17 protein-coding genes are annotated in these 17,616 nt (G+C 74.9%); 13 read left to right on the top strand and 4 right to left on the bottom strand.

Annotated elements, in window-relative coordinates:
- The 7 genes from CA983_RS04485 to rfaE2 all read left to right on the top strand — a co-directional run.
- The coding region (locus tag CA983_RS04485; RefSeq protein ID WP_086599569.1) for a glycosyltransferase family protein at nucleotides 1-925 on the top strand (925 nt) is incomplete at its 5' end.
- Nucleotides 922-1,692, top strand: a complete 771-nt coding sequence (locus tag CA983_RS04480) for a D-glycero-alpha-D-manno-heptose-1,7-bisphosphate 7-phosphatase (protein WP_086599568.1) — start codon at nucleotides 922-924, stop codon at nucleotides 1,690-1,692. The genes CA983_RS04485 and CA983_RS04480, both read left to right, overlap by 4 nt.
- Complete coding sequence (locus CA983_RS04475; protein WP_167407325.1) at nucleotides 1,689-2,762, top strand: glycosyltransferase family 9 protein; 1,074 nt, start codon at nucleotides 1,689-1,691, stop codon at nucleotides 2,760-2,762. The genes CA983_RS04480 and CA983_RS04475 overlap by 4 nt, the downstream gene beginning before the upstream one ends.
- Nucleotides 2,759-3,724, top strand: coding sequence for a glycosyltransferase (locus CA983_RS04470; RefSeq protein ID WP_086599566.1), 966 nt, complete (start codon nucleotides 2,759-2,761; stop codon nucleotides 3,722-3,724). Before CA983_RS04475 ends, CA983_RS04470 begins: the two co-directional genes overlap by 4 nt.
- The gene (locus tag CA983_RS04465) at nucleotides 3,721-4,998 is read left to right on the top strand and encodes a glycosyltransferase (protein ID WP_086599565.1); all 1,278 of its coding nucleotides are present in this window, start codon (nucleotides 3,721-3,723) and stop codon (nucleotides 4,996-4,998) included. Before CA983_RS04470 ends, CA983_RS04465 begins: the two co-directional genes overlap by 4 nt.
- Before the next feature lie 106 nt (nucleotides 4,999-5,104).
- Nucleotides 5,105-5,740, top strand: coding sequence for a D-sedoheptulose-7-phosphate isomerase (locus CA983_RS04460; RefSeq protein ID WP_086599564.1), 636 nt, complete (start codon nucleotides 5,105-5,107; stop codon nucleotides 5,738-5,740).
- Nucleotides 5,737-7,143 carry a D-glycero-beta-D-manno-heptose 1-phosphate adenylyltransferase gene (rfaE2, locus tag CA983_RS04455; RefSeq protein ID WP_086599563.1) on the top strand — a complete coding sequence of 469 codons (1,407 nt, stop codon included), beginning with the start codon at nucleotides 5,737-5,739 and terminating at the stop codon, nucleotides 7,141-7,143. Before CA983_RS04460 ends, rfaE2 begins: the two co-directional genes overlap by 4 nt.
- Nucleotides 7,144-7,476: 333 nt before the next feature.
- Here the strand turns inward: rfaE2 and CA983_RS04450 are convergent, their stop codons facing one another.
- The 4 genes from CA983_RS04450 to CA983_RS04435 form a co-directional block, all read right to left on the bottom strand.
- Nucleotides 7,477-8,718 carry an MFS transporter gene (locus CA983_RS04450; RefSeq protein ID WP_244206635.1) on the bottom strand — a complete coding sequence of 414 codons (1,242 nt, stop codon included), beginning with the start codon at nucleotides 8,716-8,718 and terminating at the stop codon, nucleotides 7,477-7,479.
- A gap of 447 nt (nucleotides 8,719-9,165) precedes the next feature.
- Nucleotides 9,166-9,729: a hemerythrin domain-containing protein gene (locus CA983_RS04445; RefSeq protein WP_086599561.1), complete on the bottom strand. Its 564-nt coding sequence runs from the start codon at nucleotides 9,727-9,729 to the stop codon at nucleotides 9,166-9,168.
- Between the two features lie 78 nt (nucleotides 9,730-9,807).
- Nucleotides 9,808-10,341: a DoxX family protein gene (locus CA983_RS04440; RefSeq protein ID WP_086599574.1), complete on the bottom strand. Its 534-nt coding sequence runs from the start codon at nucleotides 10,339-10,341 to the stop codon at nucleotides 9,808-9,810.
- Between the two features lie 63 nt (nucleotides 10,342-10,404).
- Nucleotides 10,405-11,589, bottom strand: coding sequence for an amidohydrolase (locus CA983_RS04435; protein WP_086599560.1), 1,185 nt, complete (start codon nucleotides 11,587-11,589; stop codon nucleotides 10,405-10,407).
- Between the two features lie 944 nt (nucleotides 11,590-12,533).
- Here CA983_RS04435 and CA983_RS04430 point away from each other — a divergent pair.
- From CA983_RS04430 to CA983_RS47595, 6 genes are all read left to right on the top strand, one after another.
- Nucleotides 12,534-13,997, top strand: a complete 1,464-nt coding sequence (locus CA983_RS04430) for an aminotransferase class I/II-fold pyridoxal phosphate-dependent enzyme (RefSeq protein ID WP_086599559.1) — start codon at nucleotides 12,534-12,536, stop codon at nucleotides 13,995-13,997.
- A gap of 162 nt (nucleotides 13,998-14,159) precedes the next feature.
- On the top strand, nucleotides 14,160-14,348 hold the full coding sequence (locus CA983_RS04425) for a hypothetical protein (protein WP_086599558.1): 189 nt from the start codon (nucleotides 14,160-14,162) through the stop codon (nucleotides 14,346-14,348).
- Nucleotides 14,349-14,368: 20 nt separating this feature from the next.
- A complete protein-coding gene (locus tag CA983_RS04420) occupies nucleotides 14,369-15,064 on the top strand; it encodes a hypothetical protein (RefSeq protein ID WP_086599557.1) in 696 nt (231 codons plus the stop codon).
- Entirely contained in the window at nucleotides 15,061-16,023 is a 963-nt protein-coding gene (locus CA983_RS04415; protein ID WP_086599556.1) for a DUF6895 family protein, read from the top strand. The genes CA983_RS04420 and CA983_RS04415 overlap by 4 nt, the downstream gene beginning before the upstream one ends.
- Nucleotides 16,020-16,937, top strand: a complete 918-nt coding sequence (locus tag CA983_RS04410) for a DUF6895 family protein (protein ID WP_086599555.1) — start codon at nucleotides 16,020-16,022, stop codon at nucleotides 16,935-16,937. The genes CA983_RS04415 and CA983_RS04410 overlap by 4 nt, the downstream gene beginning before the upstream one ends.
- On the top strand, nucleotides 16,934-17,616 hold a 683-nt coding region (locus tag CA983_RS47595; RefSeq protein WP_244206634.1), incomplete at its 3' end, for a serine hydrolase domain-containing protein. The genes CA983_RS04410 and CA983_RS47595, both read left to right, overlap by 4 nt.

Here is a 17,616-nt window from a genome sequence, read left to right as displayed (position 1 = left end):
GCGGCGGGTCCGCCCGCCCCTCACCGCCGACGTCCCGCCGTCCCTGCGCTCGCGCACCATCGTCGTCCCCGGCGGGGCGCGCGGACCCGCCGCCGCACGCAACCTCGGCTGGCGGGCGGCCGGTGACGTGCCCTGGATCGTCTTCCTCGACGACGACGTCGTACCCGGGCCCACCTGGGGCGACGACCTGACGCTCGACCTGGCCGCGGCGACGGAGCGGACCGCCGGGATCACCGCCCGGATCGAGGTGCCGCTGCCCACCGACCGCCGCCCGACCGACTGGGAGCGCAACACGGCCGGACTCGCCGGCGCCCGCTGGATCACCGCCGACATGGCGTACCGCCGGGCCGCGCTCGCTGCCGTCGGCGGATTCGACGAGCGCTTCCGGCGGGCCTTCCGGGAGGACGCCGACCTCGCCCTGCGCATCCTCGACGCCGGCTGGACGCTCACCGGGGGCCGGCGCACCACCACCCACCCCGTGCGGCCGGCCGGGCGCTGGACGTCCGTCCGGCTCCAGGCCGGCAACGCCGACGACGTGCTGATGACCCGGCTGCACGGCCGCCACTGGTGGCGCCGGGCGGAGGCCCCTCGCGGGCGGCTGCCCGTCCACCTGGCCGTCACCGGGGCGGGGGTGACCGCCCTCGGCTGCGCCCTGCTCGGCCGGCACCGGCCGGCCGGGTTCTGTGCCGCCGCATGGCTGGCCGGTACGGCCGAGTTCGCCCTGGCCCGGATCCTGCCCGGGCCGCGCACCCGCGACGAGGTGCTCACCATGATCGTGACCAGCGCGCTCGTCCCGCCGGCCGCGACCTGGCACTGGCTGCGCGGGCGGCTCGCCCACCGTACGGCCCGGCCGCTCACCCCGCTCGGGACCGGCGAGCCGGCGCCCGCGCCCCGCCCGGCGGTCAGGGAACGGTTGCGGTCATGACCCGGCCCACCGGTCCCTGGCTGCTCTCCGGGTCGTACGGGTCCGCCGGCGTGCGGCAGCCCCCGCACGCGCACGACCCCGGCGGACCGCTCCCCGGGGCTGTCCTCTTCGACCGCGACGGCACGCTCGTCGCCGACGTCCCCTACAACGGGGACCCGGCCCGGGTCGCGCTCATGCCGAGGGCCCGGGAGGCCGTCGACGCCGTGCGCGCCGCCGGGATTCCCGTCGGCGTCGTGACGAACCAGTCGGGCGTGGCCCGTGGCCTGCTGACCCCCCGCCAGGTCGAGGACGTACGCCTGCGGGTGGAGGAACTGCTCGGGCCGTTCGCCGTCTGGGCCGTGTGCCCGCACGGGCCGGGGGAGGGCTGCGGCTGCCGCAAACCCGCTCCCGGCCTGGTCCTGGCCGCGTGCCGCAGGCTCGCCGTCCCGCCCGAACGCACCGTCGTCATCGGCGACACAGGGGCCGACGTGGAGGCCGCGCGCGCCGCCGGGGCCCGCGGCCTCCTGGTCCCCACGGCCGCCACCCGCCCCGAGGAGACCACGGCGGCCGACAGCACGGCGGCCGACCTGCTCGCTGCGGTTCTTCTCGTCCTCGCCCCGGCCCCCGTCGGCGCGCGGGCGGGAGAACCACGACGGGATCCCGGTGCGGCGACGGGGGAGTGGCGGAGCAGCCCGGCCGGGCCGGTCGGCGAACCGCTCCGTCACCGGGGCGCGCCGGCTGCCGCACCGCGCGGTCACCCCGCCCTGCCGACGGGGGAGCCGAGATGACCGCCTTCCGTTCCCGCGGCCGCCTGCCCCGGACCCTCGTCGTCCGCCTCGACAGCGCCGGCGACGTGCTCCTGGCCGGGCCCGCCGTGCGGGCCGTCGCGGCCGGGTCCTCGTACACCGCGCTGCTGTGCGGGCCGCAGGGGGTCGCGGCGGCGCGGATGCTGCCCGGGGCGGACGACGTGCTGACGTACGACGCCCCCTGGGTCGGGCTGGAGCCGCCGCCGGTCACGCCGGCGGCCACCCGGCAGTTGCTGGAGACGCTCACGGCTGGCCGCTTCGACCGGGCGCTCGTCCTCGTGTCGTACCACCAGAGCCCGCTGCCGATCGCCCTGCTGCTGAGGCTCGCCGGGATCGGCTGGACCGCCGCCGACAGCGAGGACTACCCGGGCGCGCTGCTCGACCTGCGGCACCGCAGACCGCCGCRCCGCCACGAGGCCCTCGCCGCCCTGGACCTGGCCCGCGCCGCCGGTTACATCCTTCCGCCCGGCGACGACGGGCGGCTGCGCGTCACACCGCCGCCCCTCGCCACCCACCTCACCGGCCCCGAGCCGTACGTCGTCGTCCACCCCGGCGCCGCCGTCCCCGCCCGGGCCTGGACCCCGGGCCGGGCGGCACGGGCCGTCGCCGCCCTGTCCGCCGAGGGGTTCCGGGTCGTCGTCACCGGAGCCCGCGCCGAGCGGGAGCTGACCGCGCGGGTCGCCGGGCGGCACGCGCTCGACCTCGGCGGCGCCACCGACCTGCCGCACCTGGCCGGAGTCCTCGCCGGGGCGCGGGTCGTGGTGGCCGGGAACACCGGCCCGGCCCATCTCGCCGCCGCCGTCGGCACACCCGTCGTCAGCCTCTTCGCACCGGTCGTGCCGGCCGAACTGTGGGCCCCCTACGGCGTACCGCACGTCCTGCTCGGCGACCGGCACGCCGCGTGCGCGGACACCCGGGCCCGGCACTGCCCCGTGCCGGGACACCCCTGCCTGGACGGCATCGGCGACGCCGAGGTGCTCGCCGCCGTGGCGGCCCTCACGGACGACCCGGCGGACCAGGGAGAACAGACGGAGCGAGGAGCGGCCGTATGAACATCCTGCTGTGGCACGTGCACGGCTCCTGGACGACCGCGTTCGTCCAGGGCCCGCACACCTACCTCGTCCCCGTCACCCCGGGCCGCGACCCGGACGGCCTGGGGCGGGCCCGCACCTTCTCCTGGCCCGCCTCGGTACGCGAGGTCACCCCCGGGGAACTCCGCGACACGCCCGTCGACCTGGTCGTCCTGCAACGGCCGCACGAACCGGAGCTGGCCGAACGCTGGCTCGGCGGACGCCGCCCCGGCCGCGACGTGCCCGCGCTGTACCTGGAGCACAACGCGCCCGACGGCGACGTACCGGACACCCGGCATCCGTGCGCCGACCGCGCCGATCTGACGATCGTGCACGTCACGCACTTCAACCGGCTGTTCTGGGACTGCGGCACCACCCGCACGGTGGTCGTCGAGCACGGCATCGTCGACCCGGGCCACCGCTACACCGGCCGGCTCGCGCGCGCCGCCGTCGTCGTCAACGAGCCCGTGCGACGCGCCCGGTACACCGGTACGGACCTGCTGCCCGCCCTGGCCGAGGCGGTGCCGCTCGACGTGTTCGGCATGGGCACCGAGGGCCTGGCCGGCCGGCTCGCCCTGCCCCCGGACCGGTGCCGCACCGCCGACCTGCCCCAGAGCGAGCTGCACACGGCCATGGCCGAACGCCGCATGTACCTGCACCCGGTGCGCTGGACCTCCCTCGGCCTGTCCCTGCTGGAGGCGATGCACCTCGGCCTGCCCGTCCTGGCGCTCGCCACCACCGAGGCCGTCGAGGCGGTGCCGCGCGGCGCGGGCGCCCTCTCCACCCGCCCCGACGTCCTGGCCCGCGCCGCGCGCCGCTACCTCCACGAACCCGAGGCCGCGGCCGCGGACGGAGCCCGGGCCCGGCAGGCGGCCCTCGAACGCTACGGGCTCAAGCGTTTCCTGGCCGACTGGGAGCGCCTGATCACGGAGGTGTGCTCATGACCCCGTCCCTCAGCCCCTTCCCCACCGGACCGCTCGGCGGCGACCCCCTCGACCCGGGCGTCCTCGCCATCGCGCTCGTCTCGGAGCACGCGAGCCCGCTCGCCGCGCTCGGCGGGGTCGACGCCGGCGGCCAGAACGTCCACGTCGCCTGCCTCGCCGGGGCGCTCGCCGACCGAGGTCACCGCGTCACCGTCTACACCCGCCGTGACGCGCCCGACCTGCCCTGCCGGGTGGAGCTGCGCGACGGCGTCGAGGTGCACCACGTCCCCGCAGGACCGGCCGAGCCGCTCCCCAAGGACGAACTCCTGCCGTACATGGGCGAGTTCGGCCGCTACCTGGCACGCGGCTGGCGCAACCGGGCACCCGACCTCGTGCACTCGCACTACTGGATGTCGGGCCTGGCCGCGCTGCGCGCGACCCGCGCGCACGGGCTGCCCCTGCTGCACACGTACCACGCCCTCGGCACCGTGAAGCGACGTCACCAGCGCCGCGCCGACACCAGCCCGCCGGAGCGGATCCCCAGCGAGATCGAGGTCGGGCTGGGCTGCGACCGGGTCGTCGCCACCTGCCGGGACGAGGCCGCCGAACTGACCCGCATGGGCATACCCCCGCACAAGATCGGCATCGTGCCGTGCGGCGTCGACCCCGACCGGTTCACCCCGAAGGGCCCGGCCGCGCCGCGCGGACCGTACCCGCACCGGCTGCTCCAGCTGGGCCGGCTGGTGCCGCGCAAGGGCGCCGCGGTGGCCGTCGCCGCGCTGGCCCGGCTGCCCGGCACCGAGCTCGTCGTGGTCGGCGGGCCGCCCGCGGACCGGCTCGACGACGACCCGGAGGTGCGCCGGCTGCGCGGCATCGCCCGGGACGCCGGCGTCGCCGACCGGGTCCGTTTCACCGGCGCCGTGCCCAGCGAGGAAGTGCCGCTACTGCTGCGCTCCGCCGACGTCGTGGTGTGCCCCGCCGACTACGAACCCTTCGGCATCGTCCCGCTGGAAGCCATGGCCTGCGGCGTGCCCGTCGTGGCCAGCGCGGTCGGCGGGCAGCTCGACACCGTGGCCGACCCCGGCACCGGACGGCTGGTGCCGCCCCGCGACCCGGAGGCCCTGGCCCGCGCCGTCGCCGGCCTGCTCGCCGACCCGGCGGCCCGCGAGGCGTGCGGAGCGGCCGGGCGGCGCCGCGTCCTGAGCCGCTACGGCTGGGGCCAGGTCGCCGCGGCCACCGAGGCCGCCTACTGCGAGGTCCTCGACGCCGAGCCCGCCGCGACGGGTGCCGGCTGAAGCGATCCGTCCCCGACCCGCCGGCCGTCGCCGACGCCCGACGCCCGAAGACCGAAGGAGGTGCGGGTCCGCCACCGTCCACGGGGCGGCGGCACGCCCGAACAGCATGAGCGAACACCCTGCACACCCCGCGCTCGATGCCGCCCGCCTGCACTGCCGGTCACTGGACGAGGCACTCGGCCGGTTCCGCGGGCACGGCCTCGAACGGATCGCGGACTGGGGCAGCCGGCTCGCCGACGTCCTCACCGGCGGCGGCCGCCTGCTCGCCGCGGGCAACGGCGGCAGCGCCGCCCAGGCCCAGCACCTCACCGCCGAACTGGTCGGCCGCTACCGCCAGGAGCGCCGCGCCTACTCGGCGCTCGCCCTGCACGCCGAGACGTCCAGCGTGACCGCCATCGGCAACGACTACGGCTTCGACCACGTCTACGCCCGCCAGGTCAGCGCCCACGGCCGCCCCGGAGACATCCTGATGCTGCTGTCCACCTCCGGCCGCAGCGCCAACCTCATCGCCGCCGCCGTGACCGCGCGGCAGGCCGGACTGCGCGTGTGGGCGCTCACCGGGCGCGGCCCGAACCCCCTCGCCGAGGCCGCCCACGAAGCCCTGTGCGTCGACGCCGGCAGCACCGCGAACGTCCAGGAGATCCACCTCGTCGCCGTCCACCTGCTCTGCGAGTGCTTCGACACGGCCGTGTCCACACCGCTCGCACGGCGCACGGTCCTCACCCGCGGGAGCACCTCATGACCGGACCGGAACCGCTCGCGGTCGTCGGGGACGTCCTCCTCGACGAGGACATCGAAGGCGTCTCCACCCGGCTCTCCCCGGACGCCCCCGCCCCCGTCGTCGACGTCACCGGCGACCGGCGGCACCCGGGAGGAGCCGGACTGGCCGCTGCCCTCGCCGCCCGCGGCGGCCGGGACGTGGTCCTGGTGACCGCGCTCGGCGACGACGAGGCCAGCGAGGCCGTACGGCGTGACCTGCGCGGCCGGGTCCGGCTGCTGGAGCTCCCGCTCAAAGGCACCCTGCCGGTCAAGACCCGCGTCCTGGCGGGCGGCCGGCCCGTCGTCCGCATCGACCGGGGCGGCGGCACCCCCGGCGAACCCGACGACGCGGTCCGGGAGGCACTGGCGAACGCCCGCGCGATCCTGGTCGCCGACTACGGGCGCCACACCGCGGGCGCCCTGCGGCCGTATCTCGAGGACGCCGCCCGCCGCACACCCCTGGTGTGGGACCCCCACCCCAACGGCGACCCGCCCGTGCCCGGAGCCCGGCTCGTCACCCCCAACGCGGCGGAGGCACGAGCCCTGCACCCCGGCTCCGGAGGGACGTCACTGGGCGCGTACGCCGAGCGGGGAGCACGGCTGGCGGAACGCTGGCGCGCCGCGGGCGTCGCCGTCACCCTCGGCGACCGCGGGGTCCTGCTCGCCCGCCCCGGCCCCGGTACGCCGATGCTCGTCCCCGTGCCCTACCGGGCCGCCGGGGACCCGTGCGGCGCGGGCGACTGCTTCGCCGCGACGACGGCGGCGGCCCTCGCCGACGGCCTGCTCCCCGAGGAGGCGCTGCAACGGGCCGTCGCCGAGGCCGCCGCGTTCGTCGCGGCCGGCGGCGCGGGCAACCCCGACCTGTGGCGGAACGAGCCGCCGCCCGGCCCCGCGGACGACGCCGCCACCGACGCGTTCGCCCTCGCGGAGAGCGTCCGCGCCCGGGGCGGCACCGTGGTCGCCACCGGCGGCTGCTTCGACCTGGTGCACGCCGGTCACGTCGGCCTGCTGGAGAGCGCCCGGCGCATCGGCGACTGCCTCATCGTGTGCCTGAACTCCGACGCGTCCGTCACCCGCCGCAAGGGCCCGGGCCGCCCGCTCAACCCGGCGGCGGACCGCGCCCGCGTCCTCGCCGCGCTCGGCAGCGTCGACGCCGTCGTGGTCTTCGAGGAGGACACCCCCGAGGCGGTACTGGCCCGGCTGCGCCCGGACGTCTGGGTCAAGGGCGGCGACTACTCCGTCCAGGACCTGCCCGAGGCGGAGGCGCTCCGCACGTGGGGCGGCCAGGCCGTGGTTCTGCCCTACCTCGACGGCCGCTCCACGACCCTGCTGACCCGCCGGGCGGCGAAGGCGGCGACGGTGGCCCTGCGACCGTCGGGTTCCTGACGGCGTCCGGCTGACTTGCGGCCGAGGGGCTCCCGCGGGGCAGCAGCACGGCTGACCGGTTGCGGGGCTCTGTGAGCCCCTCTCCGGGGGGCCCGGCCGATCAGCGGCTCGGGCGCTGTGGGTCGCACCGGACTGGTAGGCAGGCGGATCCTCCGGGGGAGCCCGGCCGGTCAGCCGCTCGGGCGCTGCGGGTCCCGTCCGGGCCGGGGTGGTCGATCGGTCGGTGCGGCCTTGCCGGCTTCTCCCGCAGCCGCGGCCTACCGCCGCGCCGCCCTGGGAATTCGCCTCAGGCGGTCGCGGACACCCGATCGCCGCGCCCCTGCCACGCGCCGCTCAGGCCGCCGTGCTCAGCGCCGGCTGCCCCTGGACGTCGCCCTCCTCCGTCCGGATGATCACCGGCGTCGTGGTGCGGCGCTGTCGCAGCAGGTAGCCCGCGCCGATCGAGCCGGCGATGAGCAGGCCGCCGGTGACGAGGGCGCCACGGGCGCCGGCCAGTTCCATCAGGAGGCCGAGTGCGGGCGGGCCGCCGAGGCTCCACACCGTGCCGATGCTGCCCCACACGCCCAGCACCCGGCCCCGCAGATGGGCCGGCGGGTCGGTCTGGAGGACGGCCGTGCCGGCGGTGTCGGAGACGGACTCCACCACGGCCATCGGCAGCACGAGCACGATCAGCACCGCGAGCGACGGCGACAGCCCCGCCACCACCTGGAGCAGCGCCCCGCCCGCCGCCAGCGCTCCCACGAGCCGCACGGACGGCCGGCGCAGCCGGGCGCCGAGGACCGCGCCGAGGATGCCGCCGACGGCGAGCACGGTCGATACGGTGCCGAACGAACCGGCACCACCCGCGAGCGGCCCGGTGACGAGCACGGCCAGGGTGAGCCCGTAGTTGCGGCCGAACACCGCGCTGATCCCGGTCACCCCGGCGAGCGCCATCAGCCGCGGCCGGCGCGCGAAGAAGGCCAGCCCCTCCCGCACGGACATGTCCGAGCCGGTGCGCTTCGGGCCCACGGCGACCTCCCGCACCGCCCCGGCAGCCGGCCGCAGGAACGGAATGACCGACGCCACGAACAGGAACGACACACCGTTCGCGAAGTACGCCGCGGACGTGCCGAGGAACCCCACCGCCACACCGGCCAGGGCCGCTCCCACGAGCCGGCCCGACTGGTGCACCAGCGCCCCGACCCCGATGGCCGAGGGCACGTCCTCCGGCGGGACGAGATCGTTGCCCAGCAGCGCACACGCCGGGTTGTCGACGGTCGCGACGACACCCGTGACGGCGGCCAGCACCATCAGGGAGGTCATGTCGAGCCGGTCCAGCGCCACGAGCACGGCCGTCGTGAAGGCGATCGCGCCGAGCAGCGCCTGGCTCACGGTCGCCGTCAGCTTGCGGGGCCACCGGTCGACGGCCGCGCCGCCGAGCACGCTCATCAGCAGGGCAGGGGCGGCCTGCACGGACATGGACAGCCCCGTCGCGGCGGGGGACCCGGTGATCTGGAGGACCAGCAGGTTCTGCACCGTGAGCTGCATCCACGTACCGGCGTTCGACACGAAGTTCGCGACGGACCACCAGCGCATGCTGCGGTACCGCAGCGACCGCCAGGGCGAGCGCGAGGCGGGCTGGGCAGGGGAGGGCGACGAAGACACAGTGCTGTACTCGCAAGACGAGTCGGAGGACTCAGGAGGAGGAGGGCGAGGGGAACGAGAAGCACCGGCTGCGCTGCGCGGTGGCTTCCCTCGCCGGATACGGCGCCGACCATCGTGGCAGAGCAGGCCCCCGAGTCGGATCCATCCGCATCTCGTCCGTCGCCCCCACACGTCCGAACCGCCTTCGGCCTCCGGGCATTTGAGGCCGCGAGTGTGGTTGATCACAGCTGCCGATCACGGGCCTCGCCCGGGCGGTGTCACGTGACGGCGGCCACAGAAGGCAGCGCCACAGAAGGCAGCGTCACAGAAGACGGAGAAGGGCCCGTCGCCGAGGCGACGGGCCCTTTTCCTGCACAGCGGTGTGCGGCAGCGGCCGCTCTACTCGGACTTGCCGCGACCGGTCAGCGCGTCGCGCAGCCGGTCGATCATCCCGGTGCCCGGAGCCAGGAGCTTGTTCGCCGGAGGCTTGTCGGGCGCGGCCGGGTGGGGCCGGGTCGGAGCGGTCTTCTTCGCCTTCCGGACCTTCTCGCCCAGCTCGTTGAGCGTGTCCATCGGACAGGCCTGCCGCAGCGCCGGGAAGAGGTTGCCCTCCTCGTCGGCGATGTGCGAGCGGATCTCGCTCATCAGCATGCCCATCAGCCGGTCGAAGTCGGCGTCGCCCGGGTCACAGCCCTCCAGGTCCTTCATGATCCGCTCGGCCGTGGCGTGGTCCTGGAGCTCCTGGTCGGCGAGAGCGTCACCGTTGGCCACGTGCTCGCGTACAGCCGGATAGAGGTAGGCCTCCTCGGCCACCGAATGCCGGACCAGCTCGATCGTGACCTGGTCCGCGTACGTCTTGCGGTCCTTGTGGCCGGACGGCAGCCCCTCGATCTTGCCGAACATCTCCTCGACTTCGCGGTGATCGGTCACCAGCTCGTCGATGACGTTTCCTCCGTGTCCCATGTCCTTCACCTCCAGCCCCCGGGTCCCCAAGGCCCCAGGGGGCTAACGCAGCGGTCCGGGTGACCCCCCTTCCGTGGCTCAGACGGGGAGCTTGGCCCGGACACGCCCGGCGGCCGCGGCCGGGCCCGTGGTGGCACGGACGGAGCGCCGCACCAGACCAGCGTCGCGTCGCAGGCCACGGGCGGCGTGGCTGCCACGCCACACCACCGAGGGGCGGGCGCCGGTGTCGTCCGCGGCGATCAGCAGCCCGCCGAGCATGGACATGTTCTTGAAGAAGTGGATCCGCTGCTCGGCCCGCTGCGAAGGATCCTCCGCCTCCCAGAAGCGGTGCCCCGCGAGCGTCGTCGGCACCAGCGTGGCCGCGATGGCCAGCGCGGCCGGACGCGGCATGCGCCCGGTGGCCAGCATCAGCCCGGCCGCGACCTGCACGGCGCCGTTCAGCCGTACGACCTGCTCGGTGCGGTCCGGCAGCGCCGAGACGCGTTCGGTGACCGGTTGGACGACAGGCTCGGCGGCCGGGGCGACCTCCTTCGGGTCACGGACGGAGTTCAGGCCGCCCGTGAGGAACATCGAGGCCAGCATGGGACGGCCGAGTACGCGCAACAGACTCATGGCCTTCTCCAGGGTGTCGGTGGGTACGGCGTTCGCCGGGTTCCCCACCAGGGGCGGAAGCACTCACCCCGTTCGCGCCGCCCGGTGCCGAGCCCAGGCCTCCTCGCGCAGTTCCTCGGACAGCAGGACGTCCACGGCGGTGCACGCGAGGGCTTCCGTGGCGGCGACCAGCACCTCGCGGGCCCGGGGCGAGGCGGCGGCCCCGGCGAACTCCGGGGTGTGGTCGGAGCCGCCCTCGTCCATGATCGCGACGAACGGGTGGATGGCGGGCACCCGCGTGCTGACGTTCCCGATGTCGGACGACCCCAGGTACACGCCGGGCACGGGCGGTGACAGCGGGATCCCGGCCCGGGACAGATGTGCGGCGAACCGCTCGGACAGTGCCTCGCTGTCCCGGAAGTGCTCGTAGCGCACGGTGGCCCGCTCGACCTCGGCGGTGGTGCCCGTGGCCCGGGCCACGCCCTCGGCACACTCCCGCAGCCGGTCCGTGAGGTCCTCCAGCGCCGGCGTCGTGGCCGCGCGCAGACCGAACAGGCCCTCGGCGTACTCCGGGACGATGTTCGTGGCGGTGCCGCCCCGGGTGACGATGCCCTGCACGTGCGAGCCCTCCGGCAGCCGCCGCCCCAGCACGGCCAGCACATTGAACAGCTCCACCAGCGCCGCGAGCGCGTCGATGCCCTCCGTCGGGTTCCCGGTGGGGTGCGCGGCCCGGCCGTGGAAGCCCACCCGGTACTGTACCTGCGCGGTCAGCGGCGCCCGCGCCCAGCTGTAGACGCCCGGATGGAACATCAGCGCCGCGTCGACGCCGTCGAACACCCCCGCCTCCACCTCCAGGGCCTTGCCGCCTCCGCCCTCCTCGGCGGGGGTGCCCACCGCCAGCACCGACCCGGCGGACTCTTCCGCCACGGCCCGCACCGCCAGCGCGGCTCCCAGGCTCGCCGCCGCGATGAGGTTGTGGCCGCACGCGTGGCCGAGGCCGGGCAGGGCGTCGTACTCCAGCAGCAGCGCGACCGCGGGCCGGCCCCGGCCCGAGCGCGCCGTGAACGCGGTCGGCATCCCCGCCACGCCGCGCTCCACGGCGAAACCGGCCCGTTCCAGCTCACCCGACAGCAAGGCCGCCGCCCGGTGCTCGGCGAAGGCGTACTCGGGGTCGGCGTGCAGCCGCGAGGTCACACCCCACAGCGCGTAGGCCCGGGCCGCCACCTCCTCACGGACAGCCTGGTGTACGTCCTCGCGCGTGCGCTCCACAGGGGCCTCCCCGGCGTCGGCTGCGGTGTGTCCCCGACCGGGTTTCACCGCCCGATGCGGCGACACCCGCCGCGTTTCCACCTGGGCGGCCGTGTCGCTTGGCGGGTTTCGTCCTGCCGTGACGCTCGCTGTCTTCCGGCCGGTGCGCTTGCGCCCTCAGTCGGGTCCACCCCGAGCGCGGGCGGCACCCGCGGTGTTTCGTTGGCGCGGCCGTACCGCCCTGCCGTGATGCTTGCTGTGCTTCGTCTGGCGCGGTTGTGTCTTTGGGCAGGGTCTGCGGTGGGTGCGGTGGCACGGCGGTGTTCCTCCGGTGCGGTTGTGCCTTTGCGCGGGTGCCCGCCGGGTGTGGCGACACTCGCCGCGTGTCGTCTGGTGCGGCCGTCCCCGATCGGGTGTCGCCTTGCCGTGGCGGTCGTTGTGTTTCGTCTGGTGCGGTTGTGTCTTTGGGCAGGGTCTGCGGTGGGTGCGGTGGCACGGCGGTGTTCCTCCGGTGCGGTTGTGCCTTTGCGCGGGTGCCCGCCGGGTGTGGCGACACTCGCCGCGTGTCGTCTGGTGCGGCCGTCCCCGATCGGGTGTCGCCTTGCCGTGGCGGTCGTTGTGTTTCCTCTGGTGCGGTTGTGCCTTTGGGCAGGGTCCGCGCCGGGGGCGGCGGCACCGCCGTGTTCCGTCCGCGGCGGCCGTGTCCCCGGCCGGATTTCGCCCTGCCGCCCCACTCGCCGCGTTTCGTCCGGAGCGGATGTGCCTTTGGGCGGGACCCCGCCGGGTGCGGGCGGCGCCGCCGTGCCTCGACCTGTGCGGCTGTGCCCTGAGCAGGCCCCGCCCGTCGCCGCCACACCCGCCGCGTTTCGACCGGTGCCCGAGTGCAACACGGTCGGTGTACCCGCCGGGCCACGACAGCGTGGACGCCGCGGCGGCGGCCGGGCGGGCCGGATCTGGGAGGAACCATGGACCACTCGCGCGTGCCCGTCCTGGAGGCGCTGGAGGACTTCCGGCGCCGCGGCGACATCGCCTACGGCCCGCCGGGCCACAAGCAGGGCAGGGGAGTGGACCCCCGGGTCGCGGAGATCGTCGGGCTCGACGTGTTCCGTTCCGACGTGCTCTCCCTCAACGGCCTCGACGACCGCCGCCAGTCGCAGGGCGTCCTCAGCCGGGCCCAGGAGCTGATGGCGGACGCGGTCGGCGCCGAGCACGCGTTCTTCTCCACCTGCGGCAGCTCCCTGTCCGTGAAGACCGCGATGCTGGCCGCGGCCGGGCCGGGCGAGAAGCTGCTGCTGTCGCGCAACGCCCACAAGTCCGTCATCGCGGCCGTCGTCGTCAACGGCGTCGAACCGATCTGGGTGCACCCGAAGTTCGACGCCGAACGGCACCTGGCCCACCCGCCCGAGCCCGACGACGTCCGCCGGCGGCTCCAGGAGCACCCGGACGCCAAGGGCATGCTGCTGATCACGCCGACCGACTGGGGATCGTGCGCGGACATCGGGGGAGTGGCCCGGGTGTGCCACGAGTTCGACGTTCCCGTCATCGTCGACGAGGCCTGGGGCGCCCACCTGCCGTTCCACCCGGCCCTGCCCGCCTGGGGCATGGACGCCGAGGCCGACCTGGTGGTGACCAGCGTGCACAAGATGGGCGGGGCCGTGGAACAGAGCTCGGTCTTCCACCTCCAGCACGACCGCGTGTCGCCCGAGGCGCTCAAACAGCGCGAGGACCTGCTCGGCACCACCAGCGCCTCCTCGCTCGTGTACGCCACGCTCGACGGCTGGCGCCGCCAGATGGTCGAACGGGGGCACGAACTCCTGGAAGCCGCCATCCGCCGGGCCGAGCGCATCCGGGCGGTGGTCGCCGACCTGCCGGGCCTGCGGCCCATGGGCCCTGAGGTCGTGGAGGAGGGGCTCACCGCCGACCTCGATCCGCTCAAGCTCGTCATCGACGTACGCAAGCTCGGCATCAGCGGGATGCAGGCCGCGGAGTGGCTGCGCACCCACCGCCACGTGGACGTCGGGGGCTCGGACACCTGCCGTATCAGCGCCTCGATCACCCACGCGGACGACGACGAGACCGAGACGGTCCTGGTGGACGCCCTGGCCGCGCTCGTCGAACGGGCGGACACCATCGAGCGGCGGCCACCGGTCCATCTGCCCGAGCCCTCGGCGCTGGAGTTGGAGCAGGCGATGCTGCCCCGCGAGGCGTTCTTCGCCCCGGTCGAGCACGTGCCCGCCGAGCGGGCCGCCGGACGGATCTCCGCGGAGATGATCAGCCCCTACCCGCCGGGCGTGCCCGTGGTGGCACCCGGCGAGGTCGTCACCGACGAGGTCCTGGACTACCTGCGCAGCGGCGTCGAGCACGGCGTCCTCATCCCCGACGCGGCGGACTCCTCCGTCCGGACCCTGCGGGTCGTGGCGCGAGGCTGAGCCGGTGGTCCGCACCGCGTGGCGTCAATGACCGGCACCTGTGACTCATGTGCCCGCTGTTGAATATGTGACGGAAATAAACTCATGGGTAAGTTGGCATGATTTGTCCGTATCAGGTGCACTAGAGGGGAAAGCATCCGCTTCCACCTAGGAGATGGTGCAATGACTTCCACCGAGAAGTTCACCGAGGAACTGACGGACGTCCAGAGTGCCGACATCGAGGCGGCGCTCGACCCCGCAGAGGTCGACGGTGTCTACCGCGACAGCCGTGAGTGCGCCGCACTTGCGCTGTTCGGGGGCAAGTTCGGTCTGCTCATTTCGCCGCCTACCCCGCGCCCCAAGAAGGGCTGACCGGACAGACAGGAGCAACCATGGAGCAGTCACGCACTTCGCCTCTCTTGCAGGGCGCGGTGCAGGACCTCGCTTCCGGTGTGGTCTCCGCTCTTCGGAGCGGAGACCACGCTCGTGCGGCCGCCCCTATGGCGGCCGCCGGGGAAGCGGGTGGCCTCGCCCTCGCGGCCGTACGTGTGCTGGGAGCCGACGCGTTGCTGCCGAGCACGCTTCACGGCGCCCCGCCCCTGCCCGACGAACTCGCCGTGTTCCGGAAGGCCGTGGAGGCCTACCCACCCGGCGCCGGAGCCGCTCCCACCGTCGTGTGGAGCCACTGGGCCATGCGGCGCATGCTGCGGCGGCTCGACCCGGGCCACGCCGACGGCCCGGACGAGGAACCCGACGCCTCCTGGCTCGAGGGCACGACCTGGCAAGTACTGACGCACCAGCTCGCCGTGCTGGCCGCCCTCGCCCTGCCCGGGGAGGACTGCGCGGTCGCCCGCGCGGCTGGGCACCGTCCGGTCGACGTCGCCCGGGGCTTCGTGCGCGCCGTACGCCGCAGGGATTGGCGGCAGGCGGCCGGCGCCGGACGCTGGCTGACCCTGCTGGAGGGCGTACCGCAAACGCTGGGGCTCGAGAACGGCCTGGACTTCGTGGAGCTGATGGGCGGTCAGGACCCGCTCGTGGCGCTGCAGGTGAGGGCGGCACGGCTGACCCGGGCGGGAGCGTTCGTGTGAGGCAGTCACAGGTGACGCGGCAGGTGGCCGAAGACGCCCTGGAGTGGGTGTCCGCACATCGCGAGCAGTTCGCGCTGGGCGAGGACGCGCTGGCCGCCGACGGACAGGTGAACCGCAGCTGGAAGCCGCTCGGGGAACTGGCCCAGGTGTGCGCGACCGTGTCCCGGCACACCGAGCCTCCGGATCCGCTCCACGCGTGCGCGGCCGACCTGATGGCCTTCGTATGGCAGCAGACCGGCCGGGGAGAGCTGTTCGTGCGCCTGCAACGGCTGGAGCCCTTCGCCACCTACCCGTTGGAGGTGTACGCCGCCATGGCCGCGGCGGGCCTGCGGCACCCCCGCTACGAGGCGGCCATCGCCACGGTGGCCCGCACCCGCGGCTGGCGGCTGACCGAGCAGGAACCCACGCGGCGGCTCGGCGTCCTGAACGCCGAGGCACACAGCGGCATCCGGGGATCCGACACGATGCCGCAGGCGCTGCGGCGCACCTGGCTGGCCGGACTGCCCGAGCCCTGGACCTTCGAGGCGTCCTCGGGCTACTCCCTCACCCATGTGGTCTTCCATCTGACCGACTGGGGACGCGCCGGGCCCGGGGGCGTACCACCGGACCTGGCCGACTACCTGGCCGACTGGCTGCCGCCCTGGCTCGACACCTGTCTGGACGCCGGGATGTGGGACCTCGGCTGCGAGCTGCTGGCCGTGGCGGCGAGCCTGCCGCTGCTGCCCGAACGGGATGTCCTCCAGGACGCCTGGGCGCGGATCGCGGCCGTACAGCACCCCTCCGGCGCGGTCCCGGAGCAGGGGGGCGGCACGGACCACGACATCGGCCCGGACTTCTTCACCCACTACCACCCCACCCTCATGGCCGCCTTCGCCGCAACCCTGACCACCGGGCGGCTCGACGACGGAGCCCGGGCAGGCACGCACCACCGGCCGGGCGGACAAGGAGTGCTGGGATGACCGACACCCGCCTGATCCACAACGTCGGAGTCGGCGCGCTGGAATGGCTGTGGGCCCACCGCGACGGATTCCAGCTGGAACCCGACGTCGACCCGGAGATCGGCTTTCTGGAACGCTTCAAACCCATCGGCGAACTCGCCATGATCTGCAAGGTGCTGTTCCGCGAGGGTGTCTCGGGATCGCGCCAGGCGCAGCTGGCCCGGCAACTCCTCGACCATGCCTGGCGCGAGACGCTGGACGGCGGTCGCATGCTCGTGCGGGGGCAGCTCACGGAGCCGCTCTCCCCCATCCCGTTCGAGGTGTACCTGCCTTTCAAGGAACTCGGTTACAGCCAGCCGGAGATCGAGCGGGCGACCGCCCTGAACCACCGGCTGGACAGCTGGGTGGTGTTCGAGACGACCCCCACCCGGCGGCTCGGCCTGTCCGCGTTCCAGCGCCGGTTCGGCCTCCCGCCCCGGCCGCCGGAAGCCGACCTGCGGGACACGACCTGGCTGGCCCGCACCCCCGAGCCCTGGACGGTGGAAGGGCACATCGCCTACGACGTCACCCACAACGTGTTCCACCTGACCGACTGGGGGGAGAGGCCGGACGGCCTGCCGCCCGTCACCGCGGACTACCTCGCGACCTGGCTGCCGGTCTGGATCGACGACTGGCTGGATCTGGAACGCTGGGACCTGCTCGGCGAACTGCTCGTGGTCGACGCCTGCCTGCCTTGCCCCACCCTGGACGAACGGGCCTGGAGGGGCTTCGCCGCCGCACAGCAGCCGGACGGGGCCATGCCCGCCCTGCGGGCGATGCCCGAGGGCGCCCCCGACGAGGTGTTCGACATCGTCTACCACTCGACCCTGGTCGCCGCCTACGCCTCCGTCCTGGCCACCTCCCGGTCCCTGTCCCTGCTGGTCCAGGCCTCATGATGACCTGTCGGCACACGCCGTGGCCGGGCGAGCCGCTCGACGACGCCGAGACTCCGGCTCCGCGTGCCAGGCCGGCGAACGACTTTCCGCCCCTGCGTGACACGGCAACGGAGCAGGGCCCGGCGGTCCCGCGCGACACACCGACGGGCCGGGCCCCGGCTCCGGGTGCCCGGTCGGCGGATGAGTCCTCGCCGCTGCGGGACACGGCGACGGTCGAGCCTCCGGCCCCCCCTGCGGCGCCGGCGGCCGCGCCCAGTGCAGGGCACGTCCCGTCGTGGTCCGTTCCCCCGGACGGCCCGCTCGCCGAGCGGCTCGCGGACGCCGTCACCGCATCCGACGCCCCGGACGTCGTCTTCGCCCTCTCCCGCCACGGCCGCCGCACCGTTCTCAGCGGCGGTACCGCTCCGCCCCCGCCGCTTCCCCGCGCCGACCTCCGCTACGAGATCGGCTCGGGCGCCAAGACGTTCACCGGCCTGCTGCTGGCCCGGCTGATCCACAGCGGCGAGTTGTCCGGCGGGGAACCGGCCGCGGCCCTCCTGGACGGGCGGCGGCCGACCGACGCCAACCCGGTGACGCTCGCCCACCTGATCACCCACACCTCCGGACTGCCCCCACTGCCGGCCGGCTTCTATCTCCGGGGCCTGCCCGCCTGGCACACCAACCCCTACGCCCGCTTCCC

Source organism: Streptomyces swartbergensis, from assembly GCF_002148965.1.
GTDB lineage: Bacteria > Actinomycetota > Actinomycetes > Streptomycetales > Streptomycetaceae > Streptomyces > Streptomyces swartbergensis.
This window is presented reverse-complemented; position numbering and strand designations above follow the sequence as displayed.

Excerpts from the sequence above, each read along its gene's own strand:
- CA983_RS04480 (WP_086599568.1), top strand. The coding sequence starts at position 922 with ATGACCCGGCCCACCGGTCCCTGGCTGCTCTCCGGGTCGTACGGGTCC.
- CA983_RS04470 (WP_086599566.1), top strand. The coding sequence starts at position 2,759 with ATGAACATCCTGCTGTGGCACGTGCACGGCTCCTGGACGACCGCGTTC.
- CA983_RS04465 (WP_086599565.1), top strand. The coding sequence starts at position 3,721 with ATGACCCCGTCCCTCAGCCCCTTCCCCACCGGACCGCTCGGCGGCGAC.
- CA983_RS04460 (WP_086599564.1), top strand. The coding sequence starts at position 5,105 with ATGAGCGAACACCCTGCACACCCCGCGCTCGATGCCGCCCGCCTGCAC.
- rfaE2 (WP_086599563.1), top strand. The coding sequence starts at position 5,737 with ATGACCGGACCGGAACCGCTCGCGGTCGTCGGGGACGTCCTCCTCGAC.
- CA983_RS04450 (WP_244206635.1), bottom strand. The coding sequence starts at position 8,718 with ATGCGCTGGTGGTCCGTCGCGAACTTCGTGTCGAACGCCGGTACGTGG.
- CA983_RS04445 (WP_086599561.1), bottom strand. The coding sequence starts at position 9,729 with ATGGGACACGGAGGAAACGTCATCGACGAGCTGGTGACCGATCACCGC.
- CA983_RS04440 (WP_086599574.1), bottom strand. The coding sequence starts at position 10,341 with ATGAGTCTGTTGCGCGTACTCGGCCGTCCCATGCTGGCCTCGATGTTC.
- CA983_RS04430 (WP_086599559.1), top strand. The coding sequence starts at position 12,534 with ATGGACCACTCGCGCGTGCCCGTCCTGGAGGCGCTGGAGGACTTCCGG.
- CA983_RS04425 (WP_086599558.1), top strand. The coding sequence starts at position 14,160 with ATGACTTCCACCGAGAAGTTCACCGAGGAACTGACGGACGTCCAGAGT.
- CA983_RS04420 (WP_086599557.1), top strand. The coding sequence starts at position 14,369 with ATGGAGCAGTCACGCACTTCGCCTCTCTTGCAGGGCGCGGTGCAGGAC.
- CA983_RS04410 (WP_086599555.1), top strand. The coding sequence starts at position 16,020 with ATGACCGACACCCGCCTGATCCACAACGTCGGAGTCGGCGCGCTGGAA.